Annotated in this window: 14 protein-coding genes; 10 read left to right on the top strand and 4 right to left on the bottom strand. The window is 47.1% G+C overall.

Annotated elements, in window-relative coordinates:
* Nucleotides 1–16: 16 nt before the first annotated feature.
* Nucleotides 17–3,124, top strand: a complete 3,108-nt coding sequence (locus ACXACM_RS02230; RefSeq protein ID WP_474819501.1) for a TonB-dependent receptor — start codon at nucleotides 17–19, stop codon at nucleotides 3,122–3,124.
* A gap of 193 nt (nucleotides 3,125–3,317) precedes the next feature.
* The gene (locus ACXACM_RS02225) at nucleotides 3,318–3,632 is read left to right on the top strand and encodes a DMT family transporter (protein ID WP_474819499.1); all 315 of its coding nucleotides are present in this window, start codon (nucleotides 3,318–3,320) and stop codon (nucleotides 3,630–3,632) included.
* 86 nt (nucleotides 3,633–3,718) lie between these two features.
* On the opposite strand, the gene ACXACM_RS02220 is transcribed toward ACXACM_RS02225, so the two are convergent.
* A complete protein-coding gene (locus tag ACXACM_RS02220) occupies nucleotides 3,719–4,711 on the bottom strand; it encodes a LacI family DNA-binding transcriptional regulator (RefSeq protein ID WP_474819498.1) in 993 nt (330 codons plus the stop codon).
* A 200-nt stretch (nucleotides 4,712–4,911) separates the two neighbouring features.
* Between ACXACM_RS02220 and ACXACM_RS02215 the strand changes: the two genes are divergently transcribed.
* Genes ACXACM_RS02215 through ACXACM_RS02200 form a run of 4 tightly spaced genes read left to right on the top strand, consistent with a single transcriptional unit; the run spans nucleotide 4,912 to nucleotide 10,664 of the window.
* Entirely contained in the window at nucleotides 4,912–6,786 is a 1,875-nt protein-coding gene (locus ACXACM_RS02215; RefSeq protein WP_474819497.1) for a sodium:solute symporter family protein, read from the top strand.
* A 5-nt stretch (nucleotides 6,787–6,791) separates the two neighbouring features.
* On the top strand, nucleotides 6,792–7,970 hold the full coding sequence (locus ACXACM_RS02210; protein WP_474819495.1) for a glycoside hydrolase family 130 protein: 1,179 nt from the start codon (nucleotides 6,792–6,794) through the stop codon (nucleotides 7,968–7,970).
* Nucleotides 7,967–9,175, top strand: coding sequence for an AGE family epimerase/isomerase (locus ACXACM_RS02205; protein ID WP_474819494.1), 1,209 nt, complete (start codon nucleotides 7,967–7,969; stop codon nucleotides 9,173–9,175). Before ACXACM_RS02210 ends, ACXACM_RS02205 begins: the two co-directional genes overlap by 4 nt.
* Nucleotide 9,176: 1 nt before the next feature.
* Nucleotides 9,177–10,664: a glycoside hydrolase 5 family protein gene (locus ACXACM_RS02200; RefSeq protein WP_474819492.1), complete on the top strand. Its 1,488-nt coding sequence runs from the start codon at nucleotides 9,177–9,179 to the stop codon at nucleotides 10,662–10,664.
* 206 nt (nucleotides 10,665–10,870) lie between these two features.
* On the opposite strand, the gene ACXACM_RS02195 is transcribed toward ACXACM_RS02200, so the two are convergent.
* Entirely contained in the window at nucleotides 10,871–11,806 is a 936-nt protein-coding gene (locus ACXACM_RS02195) for a cation diffusion facilitator family transporter (protein WP_474819490.1), read from the bottom strand.
* A gap of 131 nt (nucleotides 11,807–11,937) precedes the next feature.
* On the opposite strand from ACXACM_RS02195, the gene ACXACM_RS02190 reads away from it, so the two are divergent.
* Entirely contained in the window at nucleotides 11,938–12,498 is a 561-nt protein-coding gene (locus ACXACM_RS02190) for a histidine phosphatase family protein (RefSeq protein WP_474819489.1), read from the top strand.
* A 21-nt stretch (nucleotides 12,499–12,519) separates the two neighbouring features.
* On the opposite strand, the gene ACXACM_RS02185 is transcribed toward ACXACM_RS02190, so the two are convergent.
* A complete protein-coding gene (locus tag ACXACM_RS02185) occupies nucleotides 12,520–13,896 on the bottom strand; it encodes a class II fumarate hydratase (RefSeq protein WP_474819487.1) in 1,377 nt (458 codons plus the stop codon).
* A 265-nt stretch (nucleotides 13,897–14,161) separates the two neighbouring features.
* Here ACXACM_RS02185 and azu point away from each other — a divergent pair, with 265 nt between their 5' ends.
* Complete coding sequence (gene azu, locus ACXACM_RS02180; RefSeq protein ID WP_474819486.1) at nucleotides 14,162–14,602, top strand: azurin; 441 nt, start codon at nucleotides 14,162–14,164, stop codon at nucleotides 14,600–14,602.
* 35 nt (nucleotides 14,603–14,637) lie between these two features.
* On the opposite strand, the gene ACXACM_RS02175 is transcribed toward azu, so the two are convergent.
* A complete protein-coding gene (locus ACXACM_RS02175; RefSeq protein ID WP_474819485.1) occupies nucleotides 14,638–15,849 on the bottom strand; it encodes a sugar MFS transporter in 1,212 nt (403 codons plus the stop codon).
* A 330-nt stretch (nucleotides 15,850–16,179) separates the two neighbouring features.
* Here ACXACM_RS02175 and ACXACM_RS02170 point away from each other — a divergent pair, with 330 nt between their 5' ends.
* On the top strand, nucleotides 16,180–18,930 hold the full coding sequence (locus ACXACM_RS02170) for a TonB-dependent receptor (RefSeq protein ID WP_474819483.1): 2,751 nt from the start codon (nucleotides 16,180–16,182) through the stop codon (nucleotides 18,928–18,930).
* 123 nt (nucleotides 18,931–19,053) lie between these two features.
* On the top strand, nucleotides 19,054–19,767 hold the full coding sequence (locus ACXACM_RS02165) for a FadR/GntR family transcriptional regulator (protein WP_474819482.1): 714 nt from the start codon (nucleotides 19,054–19,056) through the stop codon (nucleotides 19,765–19,767).
* Nucleotides 19,768–19,789: the final 22 nt, after the last annotated feature.

The raw sequence follows: 19,789 nt of genomic DNA, 5'->3' as shown, positions 1-19,789 counted from the left end.
AGAATAAGGAACTATTATGAAGAATTTACAGCAACTTTTTTCTAAGCACGCCATCGCTGTGAGTGTCAGCAGCGTTTTTTTCAGTGCTGCTGTAGCGGCGCAAACGCCACAAAGCCCAACGCAGAGCGCCCAAGGTGGTGAAGAAGAGACGTTGGAAGTGATTCAGGTGCGGGGTATTCGCGCATCGCAGCTTAAATCACTCAATGAAAAACGTTTCGCCGACTCTGTTAGCGATTCCATTAGTGCCACTGACATTGGTAAATTGCCGGATGTCACCATTGCAGACTCTTTGCAGCGTATTACAGGTGTACAAATTAATCGTTCTGGTGGTGAAGGTTCTACGGTGAACATCCGTGGTATCAGCCAGGTCGGCACCACCTTAAACGGTGAGCAAATGCTGTCTGCCAGTTCGGTAACCACGGTGCAACCGAATTTCACAGATATCCCATCTTCCATGGTATCGGGTCTTGATGTATACAAATCCCGTGAAGCACGGATGATTGCGTCGGGTATGTCGGGCATCATCAACTTGCAAACTTACCGTCCATTTGATCTTGACGAAGGGTTTACCCTAAACGCTAAAGCAGAAGCCACTGATGGCTCTATGGGTGATGAAACCGATGGCCTTATCTCTACCTTCATTGGTTACAACAACGACAGAGAGTTCGGTGCCACCTTGTCGTTAACGGTGTCAGAGAAAAACCTTGCCGATTATCTTATCGGCTCTGCAGGTGGCGATTGGGGCTTCATTGCTACTGAATCCAGCACGTTTGTTGAACCCAACACGGATGCAAACGGCAACGGTTCAACCGACGATGTTTACTATGCATTTCAGGGCCACCAGGCAGCAAACCAATTTATTACCCGCGACCGCATTGGCGTAAACGGTGCGTTTCAGTGGCAGGCCACTGACGATATTGAAGTGATAGGCGAAGTATTCTACACGCAAATGGACGAGCTCAATCGTCAGGCTGGGTTTATCGCTTCACAAGCATGGCAAGGCGTAACAGGCTGGTTCACCCCCGCCGCGAACGGTTTTACAGCACACGAAAACCTGGTGAAAGATGAAGACGGTAACCTCGTTGACTTAGGCGGCTCGTTCAATTCGTTCTCAAGCGGCGTATTGCAAGCCAGAAGAACCATGGTGCATTCAGAAGCCAATGCCTCTGAACGTGAATCCATTAATACCAATCTTGAGATAAAATTCGATAATGGCGGGAATTTTTCCGGTAGCGTGCGCTGGGTACACGGCGAAGCCAGAGACGATAACGCATTAAGTGCGGTGGATGCTTACCTCAATAGTGGTTCACAGGTAGGCGCAACCTTCAAAGGGCCTGGCGGCGTACCTGCGAGTGACGTAAACCCCTGGGGCTATGACGGTCAGCCTGCAGAACTACCCGACGGCACGCCGGCCGGTGATTTTACCATGATCCCCATTGGAATAACGTACTCCGGCGGTGAGCAAGTGTGGAACTTGCCATCTACCATGTACATTGATGGGGAAACGGTAAACGAAGTGTTCGGCAGTAACATTAACCGCTATTCAGCTACCTCAACGAATTTGGTGGGCACAAACCGCGACGCTGACCTTGATGTATTCCGTCTTGACGGTACGTATTTGGCCGATTGGGGACCAGTGATGTCGGTGGATGCAGGTGTGCGTTACGCCAAGCGAACCGTTGAACAGCAAGCGTGGATTGGCGGTGTTGCCCGCACCAACGAGTACGGCGAAGCGTTTCTTTCTCGCTGGAAAGATTCAGCTAGCCAGGCGCCCAACACCCTTGAGTCTTTCATTGCGCCTATTTCATTCACAGAGTTAGATCAAAAGGGCATGATCACGCAAATTAGTGATTTTCAGGGAGCTTCCGGGCTTGGTAGCTTGTACTTCGTAGACCCTGAAGCCATGTCCGATCCACTGGGTTGGCATAATGAAGTGTACGGGCAAAATATCCAGTCACCTGATGGCGCTAACTCCTATGATTTAGAAGAAACCATGCAGGAAGCTTATGTACAGGCGAATCTGGACGGTGAAATAGCTGGCATGACTTATCGCGGAAACGTGGGATTGCGCTATGTAAAAACTGAACTGGATATTAACCAGTCTGATGTGGCTACCAACGGTTTTGCGACCTACAATGGCGTTGAATACATCCTCTCTGGCGCGCTTGGTATGTTGCCGCCTGCTTCGGCGCAGATTAACACGAAGCGAGATTATTCAGATGTTTTGCCTTCTGTGAATCTGGTGCTAAACCTTACGGACGATCAGCTTCTGCGCTTCTCGTACACAGAAACGGTAACTCAACACAACACAAATAACCTGGCTGGCGGTATCAATGTGTCGCGTATTCTCGCGTGTGACGTGCAAGCGCCAGACGGCTCAGACGTATTCTGTGCTGTAGGTGCGAATCAGCAGGGTAACCCGCAAATTGAACCCTGGCGTTCCACCAACCTTGATCTCTCTTACGAGTGGTACTTTAGTGATACCGGTATATTGAGCGTGGCAGCGTTCTACATCGACATTGAATCCTTCATCAAAAATACCACGGTATTTCTGCCTATTGCAGACAGTGATGGACAGGTTCGGGGCTATGATCCTGAAACCACTGAATTCACTGGTTTAGTGCGCACGAATACCATTGGTAATGGCGAAGGGGCCAGCGTGGAAGGTATCGAAGTTGGCTATCAGCAAGGGTTTGATTTCCTCGATGGCATTTGGTCGAATTTTGGTGTTAATGCCAACTACACCTACTCGCCCAGTACCAGTGATGAAACTGACTATTACGGCAATACAACGCCGATGGCCGACAACTCCGAACATCAGGCTAACTTTGCCCTTTGGTATGAAGATGATGCACTGCAAGCCCGTGTGGCGGCTAACTACAGAAGCAAAACCTTCATGTACATCCGCCGGGTAGGTGATTACGAACTGGCGAAGTACCTCGACGCTACTGTGTACGTTGATGCCTCCGTCAGCTACGACATCAACGAGAACTTTACGGTGTCGTTGCAAGGCTTGAACCTGACCGAAGAAAGTCGCGATCAGTACTACCAGTGGCCTGATTTAGTCGACAAGCGCTTCTTAAACGAGCGCAGGTTCACCTTGGGCGTGCAATATCGCATGTAATGAGTCCCTTGGCCTTTTAATAACGTGTCGTCCCCATAGCGCGCGTTGTTCAAAGCCCAACCAAAGCGCTGGCCAGTAGCAGATACTGGTCGGCGCTTTTCTTATTTCTATCGTTTGCACCTTGTCTTCTACTCGCACGTTGCTATATCTGCCAGCGCTTCGTTGATTCTTCCTGATAAGTTGGAGTATTCCCATGAGCTGGGTGTATTTGATATTGGCTGGTTTGACTGAAATAGGCTGGCCGCTGGGTCTGAAAATCGCCCAATCCGGGCAACATCGTGTGGCAGGCATTGCCATGGCCATTGGATTTATGGCGCTGAGCGGCTTTCTTCTGTTTCTCGCGCAAAAAGACATCCCACTGGGTACCGCTTATGCGGTGTGGACTGGCATTGGTGCAGCTGGCACTTTTCTCGTGGGCGTATGGTTTTTTGGTGACGCCAGTTCAATGCTTCGTTATGTCGGAGTGTTATTTATCGTAGCTGGGGTTGTACTCTTAAAAATAGGATAGCGTATTGTTAACGCTATTAACAAGGTGCTGGTGAATCGGTTCACTTTACTACTTTGTCCTTTGGTTAAAACCTAGGAAAAATAGTATTAGGATGGTGAAGAAGTACTTTCGCGGATAATGAACTCGTACGGTAACACATGCTCTGTGACCGGTTGTGATTCGCCTCTGATCAGCGCCACTAAAATTTCCGCGGCGCGCTCGCCAATTTTTTCAGCCGGTTGGCCGATGGTGGTAAGTGAGGGAACGGTGTACTTTGATACGTCCATATTATCGAATCCGGTAACAGATATGTCTTGTGGTACCCGAATGCCTTTTTCCGAAAACCCTCTGATTGCTGCAATGGCCATCTCATCATTGAAACAGCAGATGGCAGTAGGCCTGTTAGGCATAGCGCTGAAGCGTTCAGCCGCACTTAACCCCGACCAATAATTGAAATCGCCCTCAATGACAATGTTGGAGTCGTAGTCAATGCCTGCATCTTGCAATGCCAATCGATAGCCTTTTAAACGGTCTATGGTATGAGGGTTTTGTTTTAAACCTGTGATAAGCCCGATGCGTTTATGACCAAGGCTCAACAAGTGTTCAATCATTTTCTTTGACGCGCCCACATTATCTATACGTACCGAGTAAGATGGGGTGTTTTCACAGCTACTGGCCGCCACCGAAAAAATATCATCCCGAGGAAGCAGGGCATCTTCTTCCCGGTAGGGCCGCAGGTTAATTACACCATCAGCCAGGCGAGTTTCTACCATTTTTATAAATTCTTTTTCTCGCGCCTGGGAATCTTTTGTGTCCCCCAGAAGTACACTAAATCCTGCGTCCTGCGCTACACTTTCAATGCCGCTAATCACCTTAGCGAAAAAGAGGTTGGCAATATCAGGCACAAGAACCACCAAGGTGTTTGAACGCTTGCTGCGAAACTTCTGTGCCAGCATATTTGGCTTATAATTGAGCTTGGCGATGGCCTCTTGCACTTTCACCAGGTTCTTTGGTGAAACGCTGTCTGGTTTACTCAATGCTTTGGATACCGTGCCGGTAGACAAGCCTGCTGCTTTTGCTACATCCCGAATTGTGGCCATATAAATCTCTTGTCTGGTAGAAACAGAGTAATACCCGTATATACAACAGATATTTACCGGTTCATTAGTGTAATGTTAACGCGTTGATGGTGCAAATAACTATTTGTCACGGGTAAATATCACTTGAAAAATGAACCGGTTCATTTTATTGTGTTGTCATATTTACAATTGTGTAACGAATAGTGGGTTTTGAGGGAATTATGGTTTTAACATCGTTGGATATAGCCATCTTGCTTATGTACCTGGTCGCTGTACTTGCGCTGGGTGTGGTGGTATCTCGAATGGCCAAAAAAAGCACCAAAGGCTATTTTCTCGGCGGGAACCAAATTTCCTGGCCGTTTCTGGGGTTGTCCAACGCCTCTGGCATGTTTGATATAAGCGGTACCATGTGGATGGTTTACCTGCTATTCATTTATGGCTTAAAAAGCGTTTATATCCCTTGGCTGTGGCCCAGTTTCAACCAGATTTTTCTGATGGTGTTCTTGTCTATTTGGTTGCGTCGCTCTGGTGTAATGACAGGGGCAGAATGGATACGCTTTCGGTTTGGTGAAGGACGTGGCGCGCAGCTAAGTCACTTTGTAGTGGTGTTTTTTGCATTGTTAAGTGTACTGGGCTTTTTGGCTTATGGCTTTATTGGTGTGGGTAAATTTGCGGCTATCTTTTTACCGTGGGAGTTACACGCCGACCCTCATAACAACGCGCTCATTTACGGGCTAATCATCACGCTTTTCACCTCAGTGTATGTGGTTAAAGGCGGTATGGTAAGTGTAGTTTTCACCGAAGTTCTGCAGTTTGTCATCATGACGGTGGCGTGTATAGCTATTGGCGTTATTGCTATGCAGCAGGTTTCACCTGAGATGTTGGCAGAAGTAGTACCAGAGGGCTGGAGTTCCTTGGCCTTCGGCTGGCAGTTAGATTTAGACTGGAGCGGTGTCTTAGAGCAGGCGAACCAAAAAATCATAGAAGATGGCTGGTCATTGTTCTCTATTTTTATCATGCTGGTGCTGTTTAAAGGTATTTTGCAAAGCATGGCTGGGCCAGCTCCGAACTTTGATATGCAGCGCGTGTTGTCAGCTAAAACACCCGCTGAAGCAGCCAAAATGAGTGGATTCGTCAGTATCGTACTGCTGTTCCCTCGCTACATGATGATAACCGGGTTAACCATTCTGGCTTTGGTGTATTTTATGCCAACACTGCAAGCCATGGGGCCTGACGTAGATTTCGAACAAATCCTGCCTTTTGCTTTAGCGAATTTTGTACCTAGCGGTTTACTTGGCCTGGTTATCGCCGGGTTACTGGCAACCTTTATGTCAACCTTTGCTGCTACCACCAATGCAGCGCCCGCTTACGTAGTAAATGATATTTATCGTCGCTATATCAACCCCGCTGCCACTGAAAAGCAAGCGGTGAAAATGAGTTACATAGTGTCGATAGCATTCATTGTCGCAGGTACGCTAATAGGGCTATTTGTGCCTTCGCTAAACAGTGTGGTGATGTGGCTGGTGTCTGCGTTATACGGCGGTTACACGGCTTCAAACTTACTTAAGTGGTACTGGTGGCGCTTCTCAGGGTACGGTTATTTCGCCGGTATGGTGGCAGGTATTGCAGCGGCCATTCCGTTGATGTTTACTGACTTATCACCGCTTTACGCTTTCCCTGCATTGTTTGCGCTGTGCCTGGCAGTATGCGTGATCGCCAGTCTCAAAAGTGGCCCGGACGACATGGAAGTACTTGTAAACTTCTACGTGAAAACCCGCCCATGGGGCTTTTGGAAGCCCGTACTTCAAACGGCACAGCAACAAGATCCCACGTTTAAAGGTAACACTGCGTTTAAGCGTGACATGTTCAATGTTGGCGTGGGGTTGCTTTGGCACACTTCACTAACCGCCGCACCTATTTTCATGGTTATTCAACACTGGTCAATGTTTACTGCTACCGCAGGAATGGCATTGCTAACAACCACTATTCTTAAATTTAGCTGGTGGGACACACTGGAAAATGAAGAAGATGCCACATCATCTCCCTCTGTTGCCATGTCCGGTGAGCCACTAACAGTCAATCATCAAGGTAAATAATTGTTATGACTTCAGCACATTTTGAACAACGCAAAGTAGCGTTATTGAACGCTCACGAGGCTCTGGTAGCCCTCAAGAACAAACCTGTAGAAGATGGAAATGGAATATATCAGCGCTGGGAAAACCCTGTGGTTACCGCTGCACATATTCCGTTAAACTGGCGGTACGACTTTGACTCCGGTCGTAACCCTTATCTAATGGAACGCATTGGTGTCAACGCAGCGTTTAATGCCGGTTCTATTTACCACAATGGAAAATATTTGATGGTAGTGCGGGTAGAAGGCAGTGACAGAAAATCCTTCTTCGCAGTAGCCGAAAGTGATAATGGCGTAGATAACTTTAGGTTCTGGTCTCGTCCCATCACCATGCCAGAAACGGATGAGCCCGATACCAATGTTTACGATATGCGTTTAACTAAGCACGAAGACGGCTATATTTATGGGTTGTTCTGTACTGAGCGGAAAGACAAAACTAAGATGGCGGATACTTCTGCCGCTGTGGCGCAATGCGGCATAGCACGCACGAAAGATCTGGTGACCTGGGAGCGTTTACCTGATCTCATCACCAACAGCGGTCAACAACGCAATGTGGTACTGCACGAGGCCTTTGTTGACGGCAAGTATGCCTTATTCACCCGCCCTCAAGATGGCTTCATCGATATCGGCGGTGGCGGCGGCATTGGCTGGGGCTTAACCGACTCTATGGAAAATGCACGGGTTGAGGAAGAAACCATCGTGCATCCAAAGGCTTACCATACTGTGTATGAGCTTAAAAATGGACAGGGGCCAGCCCCTATCAAGACCGATGACGGCTGGTTGCATCTTGCCCATGGTGTGCGCAATACCGCAGCGGGCTTACGCTATGTGTTGTATATGTTGATGACCGATTTACACGAACCCTGGAAAATCACCCATTGTCCTGGTGGCTATTTTATCGCGCCTGAAGGCGAAGAAAGAGTGGGTGACGTGAGCAATGTGGCCTTTTGTAATGGCTGGATACGCAATGAAAGCGATGAAGTGTATATTTACTATGCTTCTTCTGATACCCGTATGCACGTTGCCACCAGTACCGTTTCACAATTAGTGGATTACTGCATGAATACACCTGAAGACGGTTTTACTTCTGCTCGTTCCGTAGCAACGATTAATGCATTAATCGACCGCAATGAGCAGGCAGGCGCATGACCATAGCGGCTCGTCAGACAATGTATAAGCTTACCGCACACGATGTCGATGCCGAGCTGTCGGCAATCGCATCGTGGTGGAAACAGCATAGTATAGATGATGAACTTGGCGGTTTTCATGGCGAAGTCACCAACCATGCTCAACCGGTGGCCGGTGCGACGAAAGGCATCGTGTTGAACACCCGTATTCTGTGGTTTTTCAGTGAATATGCTCAAGTGACTCAGATGCCAGAAGATAAAGCGGTGGCAGACCGTGCGTACCAATATCTTATCGGGCACTTTTTGGATAACCAATACGGTGGTCTCGTATGGGAGCTCAGTGCTGCTGGTAATGTGGTGAATGATAAAAAGCAGGTTTATGCCCAGTGTTTCGGCATTTATGCCTTGTGTAGCTATTATCAATTGAGTGCTGACAAAAATGCGATAGACCTGGCGCTTTCACTGTTTTCCCTGGTTGAAGAGCATGCCCGGGATCGACAAGCAGGTGGATACATTGAAGCTTGTACAAGAGGGTGGGGAGAAATCACAGACTTTCGCCTAAGCGATAAAGATCTCAACAGCCCTAAATCAATGAACACCCATTTGCATGTGCTGGAAGCTTATACGGCTTTGCATCGTGCTGTGGCGACGCCAGAGACAGAAGAAGCCTTAAGTCATGTAATGACGGTGTTTTTAGACAGAATAGTGGGCGATGCGTCACATCTGTCGTTGTTTTTTACTATGGCGTGGGAAAGTGAGTGCGAGAATTTATCGTTTGGACACGATATTGAAGCGAGTTGGTTACTGTGTGAAGCAGCAGAGGTTTTACAAAGTGAAGACATGTCTGCTCGTACGAGAACGAGTGCTATTGCACTCGCCAAAGCTTGTCTGAATAAAGGCTTAGCATCTCAGGGCTATGTGATAGACGAATACAACCCGATTACAGATGAGTTTGGCGAACATAGCCACTGGTGGGTACAAGCAGAGGCGTTAGTCGGGTTTTTAAACGCGTACTCACTCACCGGGAACGATGCGTATCGCGATATCTGTGACAAAATTTGGCACTTTATTAAAACCGAGCATATCGATGAGGGTGAATGGTTGTGGTTAGCTCGCTGTCACGGTGGCAAAGACAACGACTACAAAGCGGGCTTCTGGAAAGGACCGTATCACAACGGTCGCGCCATGCTGGAACTAAAACATCGGTTATCGAATACAGGGCAATAAAATGACAAATACCTTGAAAGGTGTGCTACTCATACTGATATCTGTGTTTAGTACATGTTCGTTTGGCTTTGAGAGTTTCATAACCCGGCAGGGAAGCCAGCTTTATGACGGTGATACCCCTTTTCGTTTCTTTGGTATTCATGCCCCTGAATTGCATCGTATTGAAGATGATGCCCGTGGTAAATGCGAGGCAGACAGGCGCAACTGGGGCCAGCATTTCAAACTACCTACGGCTGATGAGCAGGAAAATTGGATCAAGGCCCTCACGCTAAGCGGCCATAAGGCTATGCGGGTTTACGTGCTGTCGGTAGCGCACCCTGATGACGAAGCCTGTGGACGTCCTGTACACATTCTGCCGCCAGAAACGTCAGGCGGGATGCCAGTGCTAAACGAGTCTGCCATGGTGGTATACGACCGCATGATCGCATTGGCAGATGAAAACAGGCTCCGATTAATTTTGCCCTTTATTGACCACTGGGATTGGTGGGGAGGTCGCAAGCAGTTAGCCGCATTTTATGGCGAAACAGCAGATGACTTTTATGATGTAAAGAGTAAAACCTTTGAAGCGTACCGCCATATTATTCATCAGGTCGTTACTCGGAAAAACACCATTACCGGCCGACACTACTACGAAGAAAAAGCCATCATGGCCTGGGAAACTGGGAATGAACTAAAGGGCAGTACGCAGAGTTTTGTGTCATCAACAGCGCGGTTAATCAAACACCTGGCTCCTAATCAACTCGTCGTAGATGGCAACTATACCTCCATCACTCCAGGCTCGCTGGAAAACGAGGATATCGATATTATCAGTAACCACTTCTACACCAATGTGGGCAACAACAGTCCTGACACTATTACAAACGACCTCACTGTCATTGATGGTAAAAAGGTGTACCTGGTAGGCGAATATGGTTTGGTACCCATCGACAAAATGCGCGCTATCGCTGATGCCACAGTTTCACGCTCTGTCAACGGACATACTGCTGCTGGTGGATTTATCTGGGGCTTTAGAGGGCATCGCCATAACGGTGGGTTTTATTGGCATCATGAGGGCAATTCTGGCTATAAAAGCTATCACTTGCCCGGCTTTGCAGAGGCTCATGCTAATCAGGAGCTGCAGGTTACTGCCTTGGTCAGGCATATACAGGCCCGTATGAATGGTAAAGAGTACGCAGCGCCACTGGCAGCACCGTCTGCGCCTATACTCAGAACAGTAGATAAATGCGGAAATATTGGGTTTATGGGAGCGCCACTTGGTCGGGCATATCGTATAGAGCGCAAGGCCAAAGATGGCGATGTGTGGGACGTTGTAATAGCGAACTTCTCAGACGGCATTGTCGATTTCAATCCCGCCAATGGTCCACTGTTTACTGATAAAGATGCAACCGCACTTAGTGGTGAATTCAGCTATCGTGTTATAGCGTTAAATGAAAGCGGCGAATCGCCACCTTCTAACACTGTGCAGTGGCAAGCAGGACAGTGTGAATAGGTAATTGAAAGGCCACTAGTTAACTTTATCCAGCGTACACCTGGTGTCTTTAACGACTAAGATTAAAAAAATGGCAAGAAACAGGCATGCACTGGTCACAGTTAACTGTATAAGGGAAAAACGTTGGAGCCATTTCAAAGTATCACTCTCTTTTCAGTTAATAAGTTATAAGCGGGTTTTTTTGCGTAATTCGAAACCGCTCCTGGCTATTTTTCACCATAGTCTTCAACATCTTCTACTACGCGACGCTCAGGTCTGGCTTCGCCGACAGGGTCGGCATGAATGATAACATCGGTATCGCTGAAAGCCGCTTCTAGGGAGAGTTCAACAGCATCTGTAATGTCATGAGCCTTGCGAAACGAGAGCGAGGCGTCGAGTAAAATATCCAGTTGGATAAAGCGTTTGCCACCCGCTTTGCGGGTACGTAAGGCGTGATAGCCTTTTACTTGTGGGTTGTCATCAAGAATGGCTTTAATTCTATTTTTATCATCTTCAGGAAGTTCCTGATCCATCAGCTGGGGAATGGCTATTCTTGTTACCTGAATGGCGGAATGACCAAGAAACACGCCCATCACAAGGCCGGCAATGGCATCGAGCCTCGGAATTCCATAAGTTTCGCCAATGAGTACGGCGGCCAGCGCTCCACTTAACGCAAATACATCGCCAAGATAATGAGCACGATCAGATTTTATGATCAAAGAATCGGTTTTTTTTACTGCGATGGACTGAAAGGTTACCAAAATAAGAGTGGCTACCAGAGAGATCGCCAATGACCCTACCGCAATATCAGGCTTATTGAGTGGTGCTGCCACATAGAAACGTTGTACTGACTCCCAAATAACCAGAGTGGCAGATACACTAATTAAAACTACCTGACCCATAGCAAAAAGCGCTTCGGCTTTGTGGTGACCAAACTTGTGGTTGTCGTCCGGCTCAGTTGCTGCAAAACGAGCGGCTACAGCTGCCGCCACACTTGCGAGGAGGTCAATACTGCTGTCCGCCAGAGAGCCAAGCACAGCTGTTGAGCCTGTCATAAACCAGCCAACCGCTTTTAATATACACAAGGAAGAAGCCACCAAAATAGCGGCAATGGTGGCAACCCTAACCCATCGACTGCGATCACCCTTTGTGATACCTGACATTTTTACTCTGACATTTCTAACCGGAACTGTTTAACTATGTTATCGCAAAGCACGTGATGGGTCTGTATCCTTGTCATTGTTTTGTCCATTCATTTGCGCAATAAAGCGCTAGCCAATAAGAGGAATGCATTTTGTTGTTATACGTTTGTCGTCATGGGGAAACTGAATGGAACCGCGACCGAAAGTTGCAAGGGCAACTTAATAGTCCGCTAACTGAGCTTGGACAAGAGCAAGCTGCTGTTATGGCAGAAAAGGCCAAGGCTTGGGAGCTCTCGGGAGTATGGAGTTCTCATTTAGGTCGTGCAAAACACACCGCAGATATTTGTGCGTCAGCGTTGCAAGTGAACCATGATATTGATCAGCGGCTTTGCGAACGCTCATTTGGCGAGTGGGAAGGCAAACCCATGGCAACTTTGCCTGACTATCTTGAGTTCAGAAAGTATCGCTACACTCAGCCCGAGCGCATGCCAAATAACGGCGGCGAAAATGCCAATACTGTTGCGGCAAGACTGAGCGAGGCTTTGCAAGACATAGCCAATAGCAGTAGCGGCAACGTACTGGTTATCAGCCATGGCGATGCCATGGCGTGCCTGGCAAGAACCTTTTCTCAGGGTCGCAAAATAGGCAACTGTTCAGGCTATATCCTGGGCGCAGAAAGTGGCGAGCTACACTGGGAAGGCTGGCTCGATTAAACAAACGAGCCAGCGCGGGTGTTATTCAGGTGATGTGAGCTTAACTGGGTTAAGTAATTCTTCGAGTTCGTCTCTTGGAATATCTGTCATCTCTTCAGCAACATCGATAACCGGGCGCTTGGTTTCATACGTTTTCTTGGCAACCTCAGCGGCTTTGGTGTAGCCAATGATAGGGTTGAGAGCGGTTACCAGTATGGGGTTTTTGTGAAGCGGCCCGGCAATGTTTTCCTCGTTCACGGTAAAGCCCACAATGGCTTTGTCGGCTAACGTTGTAGCACTGCTCGCCAGTAATTGCAGACTGTTGAGCAGATTCGTAGCAATCATAGGAAGCATGACGTTTAACTCAAAGTTACCCGACTGACCTCCCACTGAAATGGCGGTGTCATTACCCATTACCTGAGCGGCGGCCATCGCAACGGCTTCAGGGATCACCGGGTTTACTTTCCCTGGCATAATCGAAGACCCAGGTTGCAGTGCAGGCAAGGAAATTTCCCCTAAGCCTGCCAACGGCCCGGAATTCATCCAGCGCAAATCATTGGCAATTTTCATCATTGTCACCGCCGTAGATTTTAACTGCCCTGATAAGCTAACAGCGGTATCCTGTGAACCAATGGCAGCGAAAAAATTGTCCGCTGAGCTAAACTCAATTCCGGTAAGCTCACTCAACGCCTGGTTAAAATGCATGGCGAATTGTGGATGAGCATTCACACCTGTACCCACTGCGGTTCCGCCAAGGGCCAAATGTTGAATGGGGCGTTGGAGATAGCGAAGGTGCGCTATCTGATGATTAATCTGAGCTTGCCACCCTTTTAAGCTTTGATCCATCCTCACCGGCATGGCATCCATGAGATGCGTGCGACCTGTTTTGCAGTAGACTTTGACCGTCTCCGCTTTTGTGGCAATGGTTGATGAAAGGTGTCCAAGGGCCGGCAGCAAGCTATTTTCAAGGGCCAACGCTGCACTTACGTGAATCGTGGTAGGAATAACATCGTTACTGCTTTGACCATAATTGACATGGTCATTTGGATGTATATCCGTACCTGTGATGCGTTGACCAAGCGTGGCAATCACTTCGTTTGCATTCATATTCGTGCTGGTGCCAGAACCTGTTTGGAATACATCTACGGGGAAATGAGATGCTAACTGCTCATCTTCAAGAAGTGCGTTACAAGCTTGCACAATGCCATCGTGCACATCTTTTTCTATGCACGTCAGTTGGAAATTGGCAATGGCTGCGGCTTTCTTAACTTTAATTAATGCGTGAATAAAGGGTAAAGGCATTGTTTGCCCGCTGATAGGGAAGTTGTTTACTGCACGCTGGGTTTGCGCGCCATAAAGGGCGTCGGCAGGAACCTCTAAGGTTCCCATACTGTCGGATTCTTCTCTGTACTGTGACATATTGCTCTCCGGTTAATCCGCGTCATAGCGCGTTACTGGGATGCTGTTAGAAAGGTGAATATCGCGTTATTGAGTTGAACGGCCGTAAACACAATTTGGTTTAGCCTGCGGGTGGGTTAATCTCTTTTTACCGGTACACGTATTAAGTAAAAAAACATAATCGTTGATATCTATCATAGCAATTAATGATAACTATTATCATTTCCGCTGTGTTGGTTGGTTTCTTGTGATATCGTGTTATCCGTTAAATGTGTGGAGTGAAGTAATGAAAAAAATGTTTTTAGTAGCGGCAACCCTGTTTAGCAGCCTTGCATTCGCTGAAGATTGTGCAACTACCATAGATAGCACTGATGCAATGCAATTCAGTAAATCTGAGATGGTTGTACCCGCCAGTTGCGACAGCTATACAGTTACGCTGAAACATACAGGTACGCTGCCAAAGAATATCATGGGTCATAACTGGGTTTTGTCGAAAACCGCCGATGCACAATCCATTGCCGGTGACGGCGTAGGCGCAGGATTGGACAAAAACTACATTAAACCTGGTGACAAGCGTGTTATTGCCTACACCAAAATAATTGGTGGCGGAGAAGAAACGTCAGTAACCTTCGATGTGAACGCGCTTTCAGCCAAGGAATCGTACCAGTTTTTCTGCTCGTTCCCTGGCCATATTGGCATCATGAAGGGCTCACTGAAAGTACAGTAAAATACAACAGAGCCCTCTAACGCGCGTGCTCTGCATTACGTGGGGCGCGCACCTTTTTTCGCATACCAGGCAATATAGAGATATCCTGCAACAGGAACAATAAAGCTGAACTGCACAGCTGTCATATCTGCTACTACCCCTTGTAATAAAGGCAAAATAGCGCCACCAACGATGGCGAGACAAAGTAGACCCGCTCCTTGCGCTGTATCAGAGCCCAACCCTCGAATACCCAAAGAGAAAAGTGTGGGAAACATGATAGAATTACAAAGCCCTACCAGTACAATCGCCCAAACTGCTACATTACCGCTGGCCATCATGACGATTATCAATAGCACAATCGCTGCAAAAGCATTGAACATGAGTGCTGAAGAGGCCTTTACAAATCGCATGATAAAAGAACCAGCGAAACGTCCAATCATGGCACTACCCCAATAAAGCCCCAAATAGCTTGCCGCTTCACTGTGAGTTAACCCGGCAATTTCGTCGTCTGCGAGAAAGCTAATGATAAAGCTACCAACCGATACCTCGGCCCCGACATATAAAAAAATTGCTACAGCACCTAATACAAGGTGCCGATGATGAAAAAGTTGTGATATTGGCTTACTACTGTAGTTTGCGTCGCTGGCTTCTACATTCAATATGGGTAGTGGGTAAAATTTAAAAAACAGCGCCACCATACAGAGTGCTAGAGCGATGGATATATAGGGGAACTGCACTGACTCAGGGTTTGCTGTGGTTCCTTCGACGGCTGCTCCTACGATAAATAGTGCTCCGAAAAAGGGTGCGGCGGTATGACCAACTGAATTCATTCCCTGACAGAAGTTTAGCCGACTGGAGGCAGTGTCTTCATGTCCCAGGGCGGCTACATAAGGGTTTGCGGAAACCTGGAGTATGGTAATGCCACTTGCCAGCACGAACAGGCCTGCTAAAAAAAAACTATAAGTTTTAAACGCTGCCGCGGGATAAAACAAAACACATCCGAGTGCAGTTACGAGTAAGCCCGTAATTATGCCTCGCTTAAAGCCAATTCTGGCTATGATTTTGCCCGCCGGCAGCGAGACCAGAAAATAGGCTCCGAAAAAAGCAAGTTGGACAAGCATTGCTTGCGTGTAGTTAAGAGAAAACGCGCTCTTTAGATGCGGAATGAGCACATCATTAAGGCTTGTGAGGAAGCCCCAGAAAAAAAACAACGCTGACATAGTGATTAAAGGCATTCGAATAGAAGGTGGTGCAGCGGAATTGGTCATGATTTTTAAACTCAAGTGGTAACGTAAATTAATTGGTTTTTTTATAAACTGATTTTTGATCGGGTATACCAACTTTGGCAATACCAATTTTAACATTGGTAAGCATGACAAAAAATATTGTTTTTGACAAAGGTTGTTCACAAAAAACTCATTTTTTTCGTGGTTTTATATAAAATTCCATTTAAATCAACGATCTTTTAGAGGGGTGCCTTTCTGTTTTGAAGTGTGAATGAAATGTGATTTAGGTTTATTTATGTAAAATTATAGTTGCGGAAAGAAAAATTATATGTTTTTATCGTACTGGCCTTACCAAAAGACTCGGAGCACACAATGAAGAACACAAAGACTGCACTCGTAGCTGGTTTATCTCCACTAGCTATATCTATGGCACTGGCTTTAAGCCCGTCCGCCATTGCCCAGGATGACAACGTTGCCAAGGATCGTGAAACAGAAATAATTCAGGTTAAAGGAATTCGCTCAAGCGTAACTAAAGCCCTTTCGATGAAGCGTTATGAGGTTGGGGTATCTGATGCAATTTCGGCGGATGACATTGCTAGTTTTCCCGATGAAAATATCGCGGAATCTATTCAGCGTATTGCGGGTATCCAAATTCAGCGTTCCAACGGACGTGGAGCACTAATCAGTATTCGAGGCCTGGGACCAGAGTACGCGGCGACGACACTTAATGGTCAGGCGTTCGCCAGTGCCCAGTTCGACGGTGGATTCCGATTTGATATTGTGCAATCAGAGTTGGCTTCTGAAATACAGGTATTTAAAACACCAAGTGCCTCCATGGACGAAGGTGGTTTATCTGGCCTCATCAATATAGGAACGGCTAAACCGCTGAACTTTGACGAAAGAAAAATATTAGTAAAAGGTGAAGGCAGCTATTCCGTAGACCGCGATAGCGCAACACCTGGTGGCAGTTTCACTTACATTGACCAATTTATGGATCATAAATTGGGTGTGTTATTCAATTTTGGTTACCAGGAATTGGATACCCGCTATGACTTGATGTATAGCCAGCGATTCTCTGATGTTGACGCAGATGGCGATGGCGCCAGCGATTACGCAGCTAATGGAATACCTGTTGAACGAACTAACCGTCCTCGTATGCGTAGAGAAGACGGTAATACACAGCGCTATTTGGTTAACACTGCACTGCAATATGTGGCCAGTGACACATTGGAATTTGGTCTGACCGGTATTCTTGCTCTAGATGAGAGACAAATATATTTCCAGCAACTGGTTCCTCTTTTTGGTGGTGGCGACCCAGCACCCGAACTCACTTTCCTGGGACAAACCGCCAATACGGTTGATCAAATACTGGCAGAAAATATTCGCGTTGAAGCAAACCACACACGCCAAACTGAAGACCGTACCAGCTATGCGTTAACTGGAACAACAGATTGGCTCATCAGCGATAACCTGACAATGAAAGGGGCGTTGCATTACACTGCAGGTGAAATCGATATTGTTGAGCGCGCGGTGGTATTGGGTATTCGCAGCGATTTACAAGTAGACATGGATCCCAGCAACCCCACGTTCATTTCCAACGGACTAAACCCTGTATCAGATCCCGATTCTTGGGCTCTGGATAACCTGTTCCGCAACGACATTTCAGGTAAGGTGCAAACTTACGAAACAGATGAAACGGCAGCACAGGTAGACTTTGAGTACCTGTTGGACAGTGGTTTTCTGAAAGCAGTAAAATTCGGTGCGAAACATCGTATGCAAACTCTCGATACAGAAAGTACGCGCTACGATCGTAATTTTCGTGATGCTGATATTTATACTGCACCATTCCCGACTGTTGCTGAAGCGAGTCATGTAGTAACAGACTGGAGCAATGGAGAATTCCCAGGGTTAAACTTAAATTATGTGCTTCCGGATGTAGACGCCTATCTGGCCTCTTTCGACGCATCTGGTTTAACTATAGAACCTAATTTCCAGGAAGCCGGATTCTTTGAAATTGAAAGAAATATTACCAATTTTTATACCCAGTTAGACTTCGAAACGGATTCCTTACGCGGTAACGTCGGTTTGCGTTACGCCTATACAGATCGCCAGGTAGATACAGTAACTTACGACGGCGGTATTCAGGTGACTACAGGAGCATTCACTGATATTGGCGGTGATTCTGCTACGCCTACTTCCAGCAGCCACGACTATGATAACTGGCTTCCAAGCTTAAACCTGGCGTACGACATCACTGATGACATCGTACTTCGCGCAGCGGCAGGTAAAGTGTTGGTACGTCCTATTATCGGTGAAACAGCGAGTTTTGGGCGTGAAATCGCTACTCAGGACAATGGTACCGACATAATTGTAAACGTAAGTGAAGGGTCTTTTGACTTACCAGCGTTAACGGCTACACAGTATGACTTAAGTGCTGAGTGGTACTTTAATGAGTCAAGTGCTGTTACCTTAGCATATTTCAGAAAAGACGTTAAAAATCAGGTGGTAGCAGAAGCTGTTTGCCCCTCAGATTTTCAGTTAGCCAACGTTGCTGTGAATGCAACAACCGGTGAATGTATGGGAGATGATGGCTATATCTATAACATCATCCGCAACCGTGCCACTGACGGTGTATTGAAAATAAACGGGATTGAACTTGCTTATAACCAAGCCTTTGATTTTCTTCCTGCGCCATTTGACGGTTTAGGCATGATTGCAAACTACACACTGTTAGATGCAGACAACCCGGCAGAAGAGCAACCTCTCTTGGGGTCGTCCGAGCGCACTGGTAACCTCATTGGTTACTACGAGAATGGCGGATTTGCAATGCGGGTAGCCCTGAACTATCGCAGTGCATACTCACTAAATGATGGATCTAAAACGGGCGAAAACTTTGGAGACAGTAGTCAGACCACGCCTAACCCTGGCAGCCGTTTAGACTCCCGTAATCAAATTGACGTATCCATGTCTTACGAGTTTGAAAATGGCGTCAAGGTGTCCTTAGAAGGGATCAATGTTAACGGTGATTACGAACGGGGCACTCGTTTTGAAACGGCTCGTCTACAACAAGTAGCTACCTTTGGTCCAACTTATTTCATGGGTGTGACCTATCGCTTCCAGTAATGGAAGCTTTATGGGCCGCTGTGGACAAGCAGTTAGTCTCCCTGAACTTATCTTGTTTGTTCAATTGGATTCAGCGGCCCTTTTTTTATAAGAAAATAACTACAAACGACAAGAAACTGAATTATGCTGCTATCAGACCAGCAATCAACTCCCAAGCGGTTATATCTGCAAGTTGCTGAACACATTATGGAGCGGATACACAGAGATTCGCTGAAGGCCGGAGCCAAACTACCTTCCGAGCGAACACTTGCAGAAGAACTCAATGTCAGTCGGCCATCAGTCAGGGAAGCTATGATCGCACTCGAAGTAAACGGGATTGTTGTCATTCGTCCCGGTTCCGGGGTGTATATGTCTGAAACTTTTGATCAACACGAACTGTCCACTGATGATGAAATTCCAGGCCCTTTTGAAATTCTCGAAGCGAGACTGCATTTTGAGTCTGAGGCTGCAGGGCTTGCTGCGCAACGCATTTCGGTCGACGAAATCCAACAGCTAAGAGCTTTCCAAAAAGCGATGCAAACACTCGAAGCGCGGGATCTCGGCGAGATGCACAATGTTGACCGACAGTTTCACGAGATGATTGCCAAAGCGACACGTAACACGAGTATTATAGAAATCATCAGTTGGTTGTGGTCGCTTAAAAGTCTCTCTCAAATGAATAAAACCTTTGATACGCTGATTAGAAACTGGGGTGCCACATCAGTGGTATCCGACCACGATAAAATTATCGATGCTCTCCAACAGCGAAATCCAGAGCGTGCTAAAGCTGCTATGCAGCAACATATTCGGCACGTTATCAATGAGTTTTCCGCCTGTAAACTGGACGATGAAGATTAACACATCTGCCAATACGGCACGA

Source organism: Alteromonas sp. AWQ4_252, assembly GCF_056158205.1.
Note: the sequence above shows the minus strand (reverse complement) of the source record. Positions and strands in the feature narration are given on the sequence as shown.

Excerpts from the sequence above, each read along its gene's own strand:
- ACXACM_RS02185 (WP_474819487.1), bottom strand. The coding sequence starts at position 13,896 with ATGTCACAGTACAGAGAAGAATCCGACAGTATGGGAACCTTAGAGGTT.
- ACXACM_RS02210 (WP_474819495.1), top strand. The coding sequence starts at position 6,792 with ATGACTTCAGCACATTTTGAACAACGCAAAGTAGCGTTATTGAACGCT.
- ACXACM_RS02175 (WP_474819485.1), bottom strand. The coding sequence starts at position 15,849 with ATGACCAATTCCGCTGCACCACCTTCTATTCGAATGCCTTTAATCACT.
- ACXACM_RS02215 (WP_474819497.1), top strand. The coding sequence starts at position 4,912 with ATGGTTTTAACATCGTTGGATATAGCCATCTTGCTTATGTACCTGGTC.
- azu (WP_474819486.1), top strand. The coding sequence starts at position 14,162 with ATGAAAAAAATGTTTTTAGTAGCGGCAACCCTGTTTAGCAGCCTTGCA.
- ACXACM_RS02220 (WP_474819498.1), bottom strand. The coding sequence starts at position 4,711 with ATGGCCACAATTCGGGATGTAGCAAAAGCAGCAGGCTTGTCTACCGGC.
- ACXACM_RS02230 (WP_474819501.1), top strand. The coding sequence starts at position 17 with ATGAAGAATTTACAGCAACTTTTTTCTAAGCACGCCATCGCTGTGAGT.
- ACXACM_RS02200 (WP_474819492.1), top strand. The coding sequence starts at position 9,177 with ATGACAAATACCTTGAAAGGTGTGCTACTCATACTGATATCTGTGTTT.
- ACXACM_RS02205 (WP_474819494.1), top strand. The coding sequence starts at position 7,967 with ATGACCATAGCGGCTCGTCAGACAATGTATAAGCTTACCGCACACGAT.
- ACXACM_RS02170 (WP_474819483.1), top strand. The coding sequence starts at position 16,180 with ATGAAGAACACAAAGACTGCACTCGTAGCTGGTTTATCTCCACTAGCT.
- ACXACM_RS02165 (WP_474819482.1), top strand. The coding sequence starts at position 19,054 with ATGCTGCTATCAGACCAGCAATCAACTCCCAAGCGGTTATATCTGCAA.
- ACXACM_RS02195 (WP_474819490.1), bottom strand. The coding sequence starts at position 11,806 with ATGTCAGGTATCACAAAGGGTGATCGCAGTCGATGGGTTAGGGTTGCC.
- ACXACM_RS02225 (WP_474819499.1), top strand. The coding sequence starts at position 3,318 with ATGAGCTGGGTGTATTTGATATTGGCTGGTTTGACTGAAATAGGCTGG.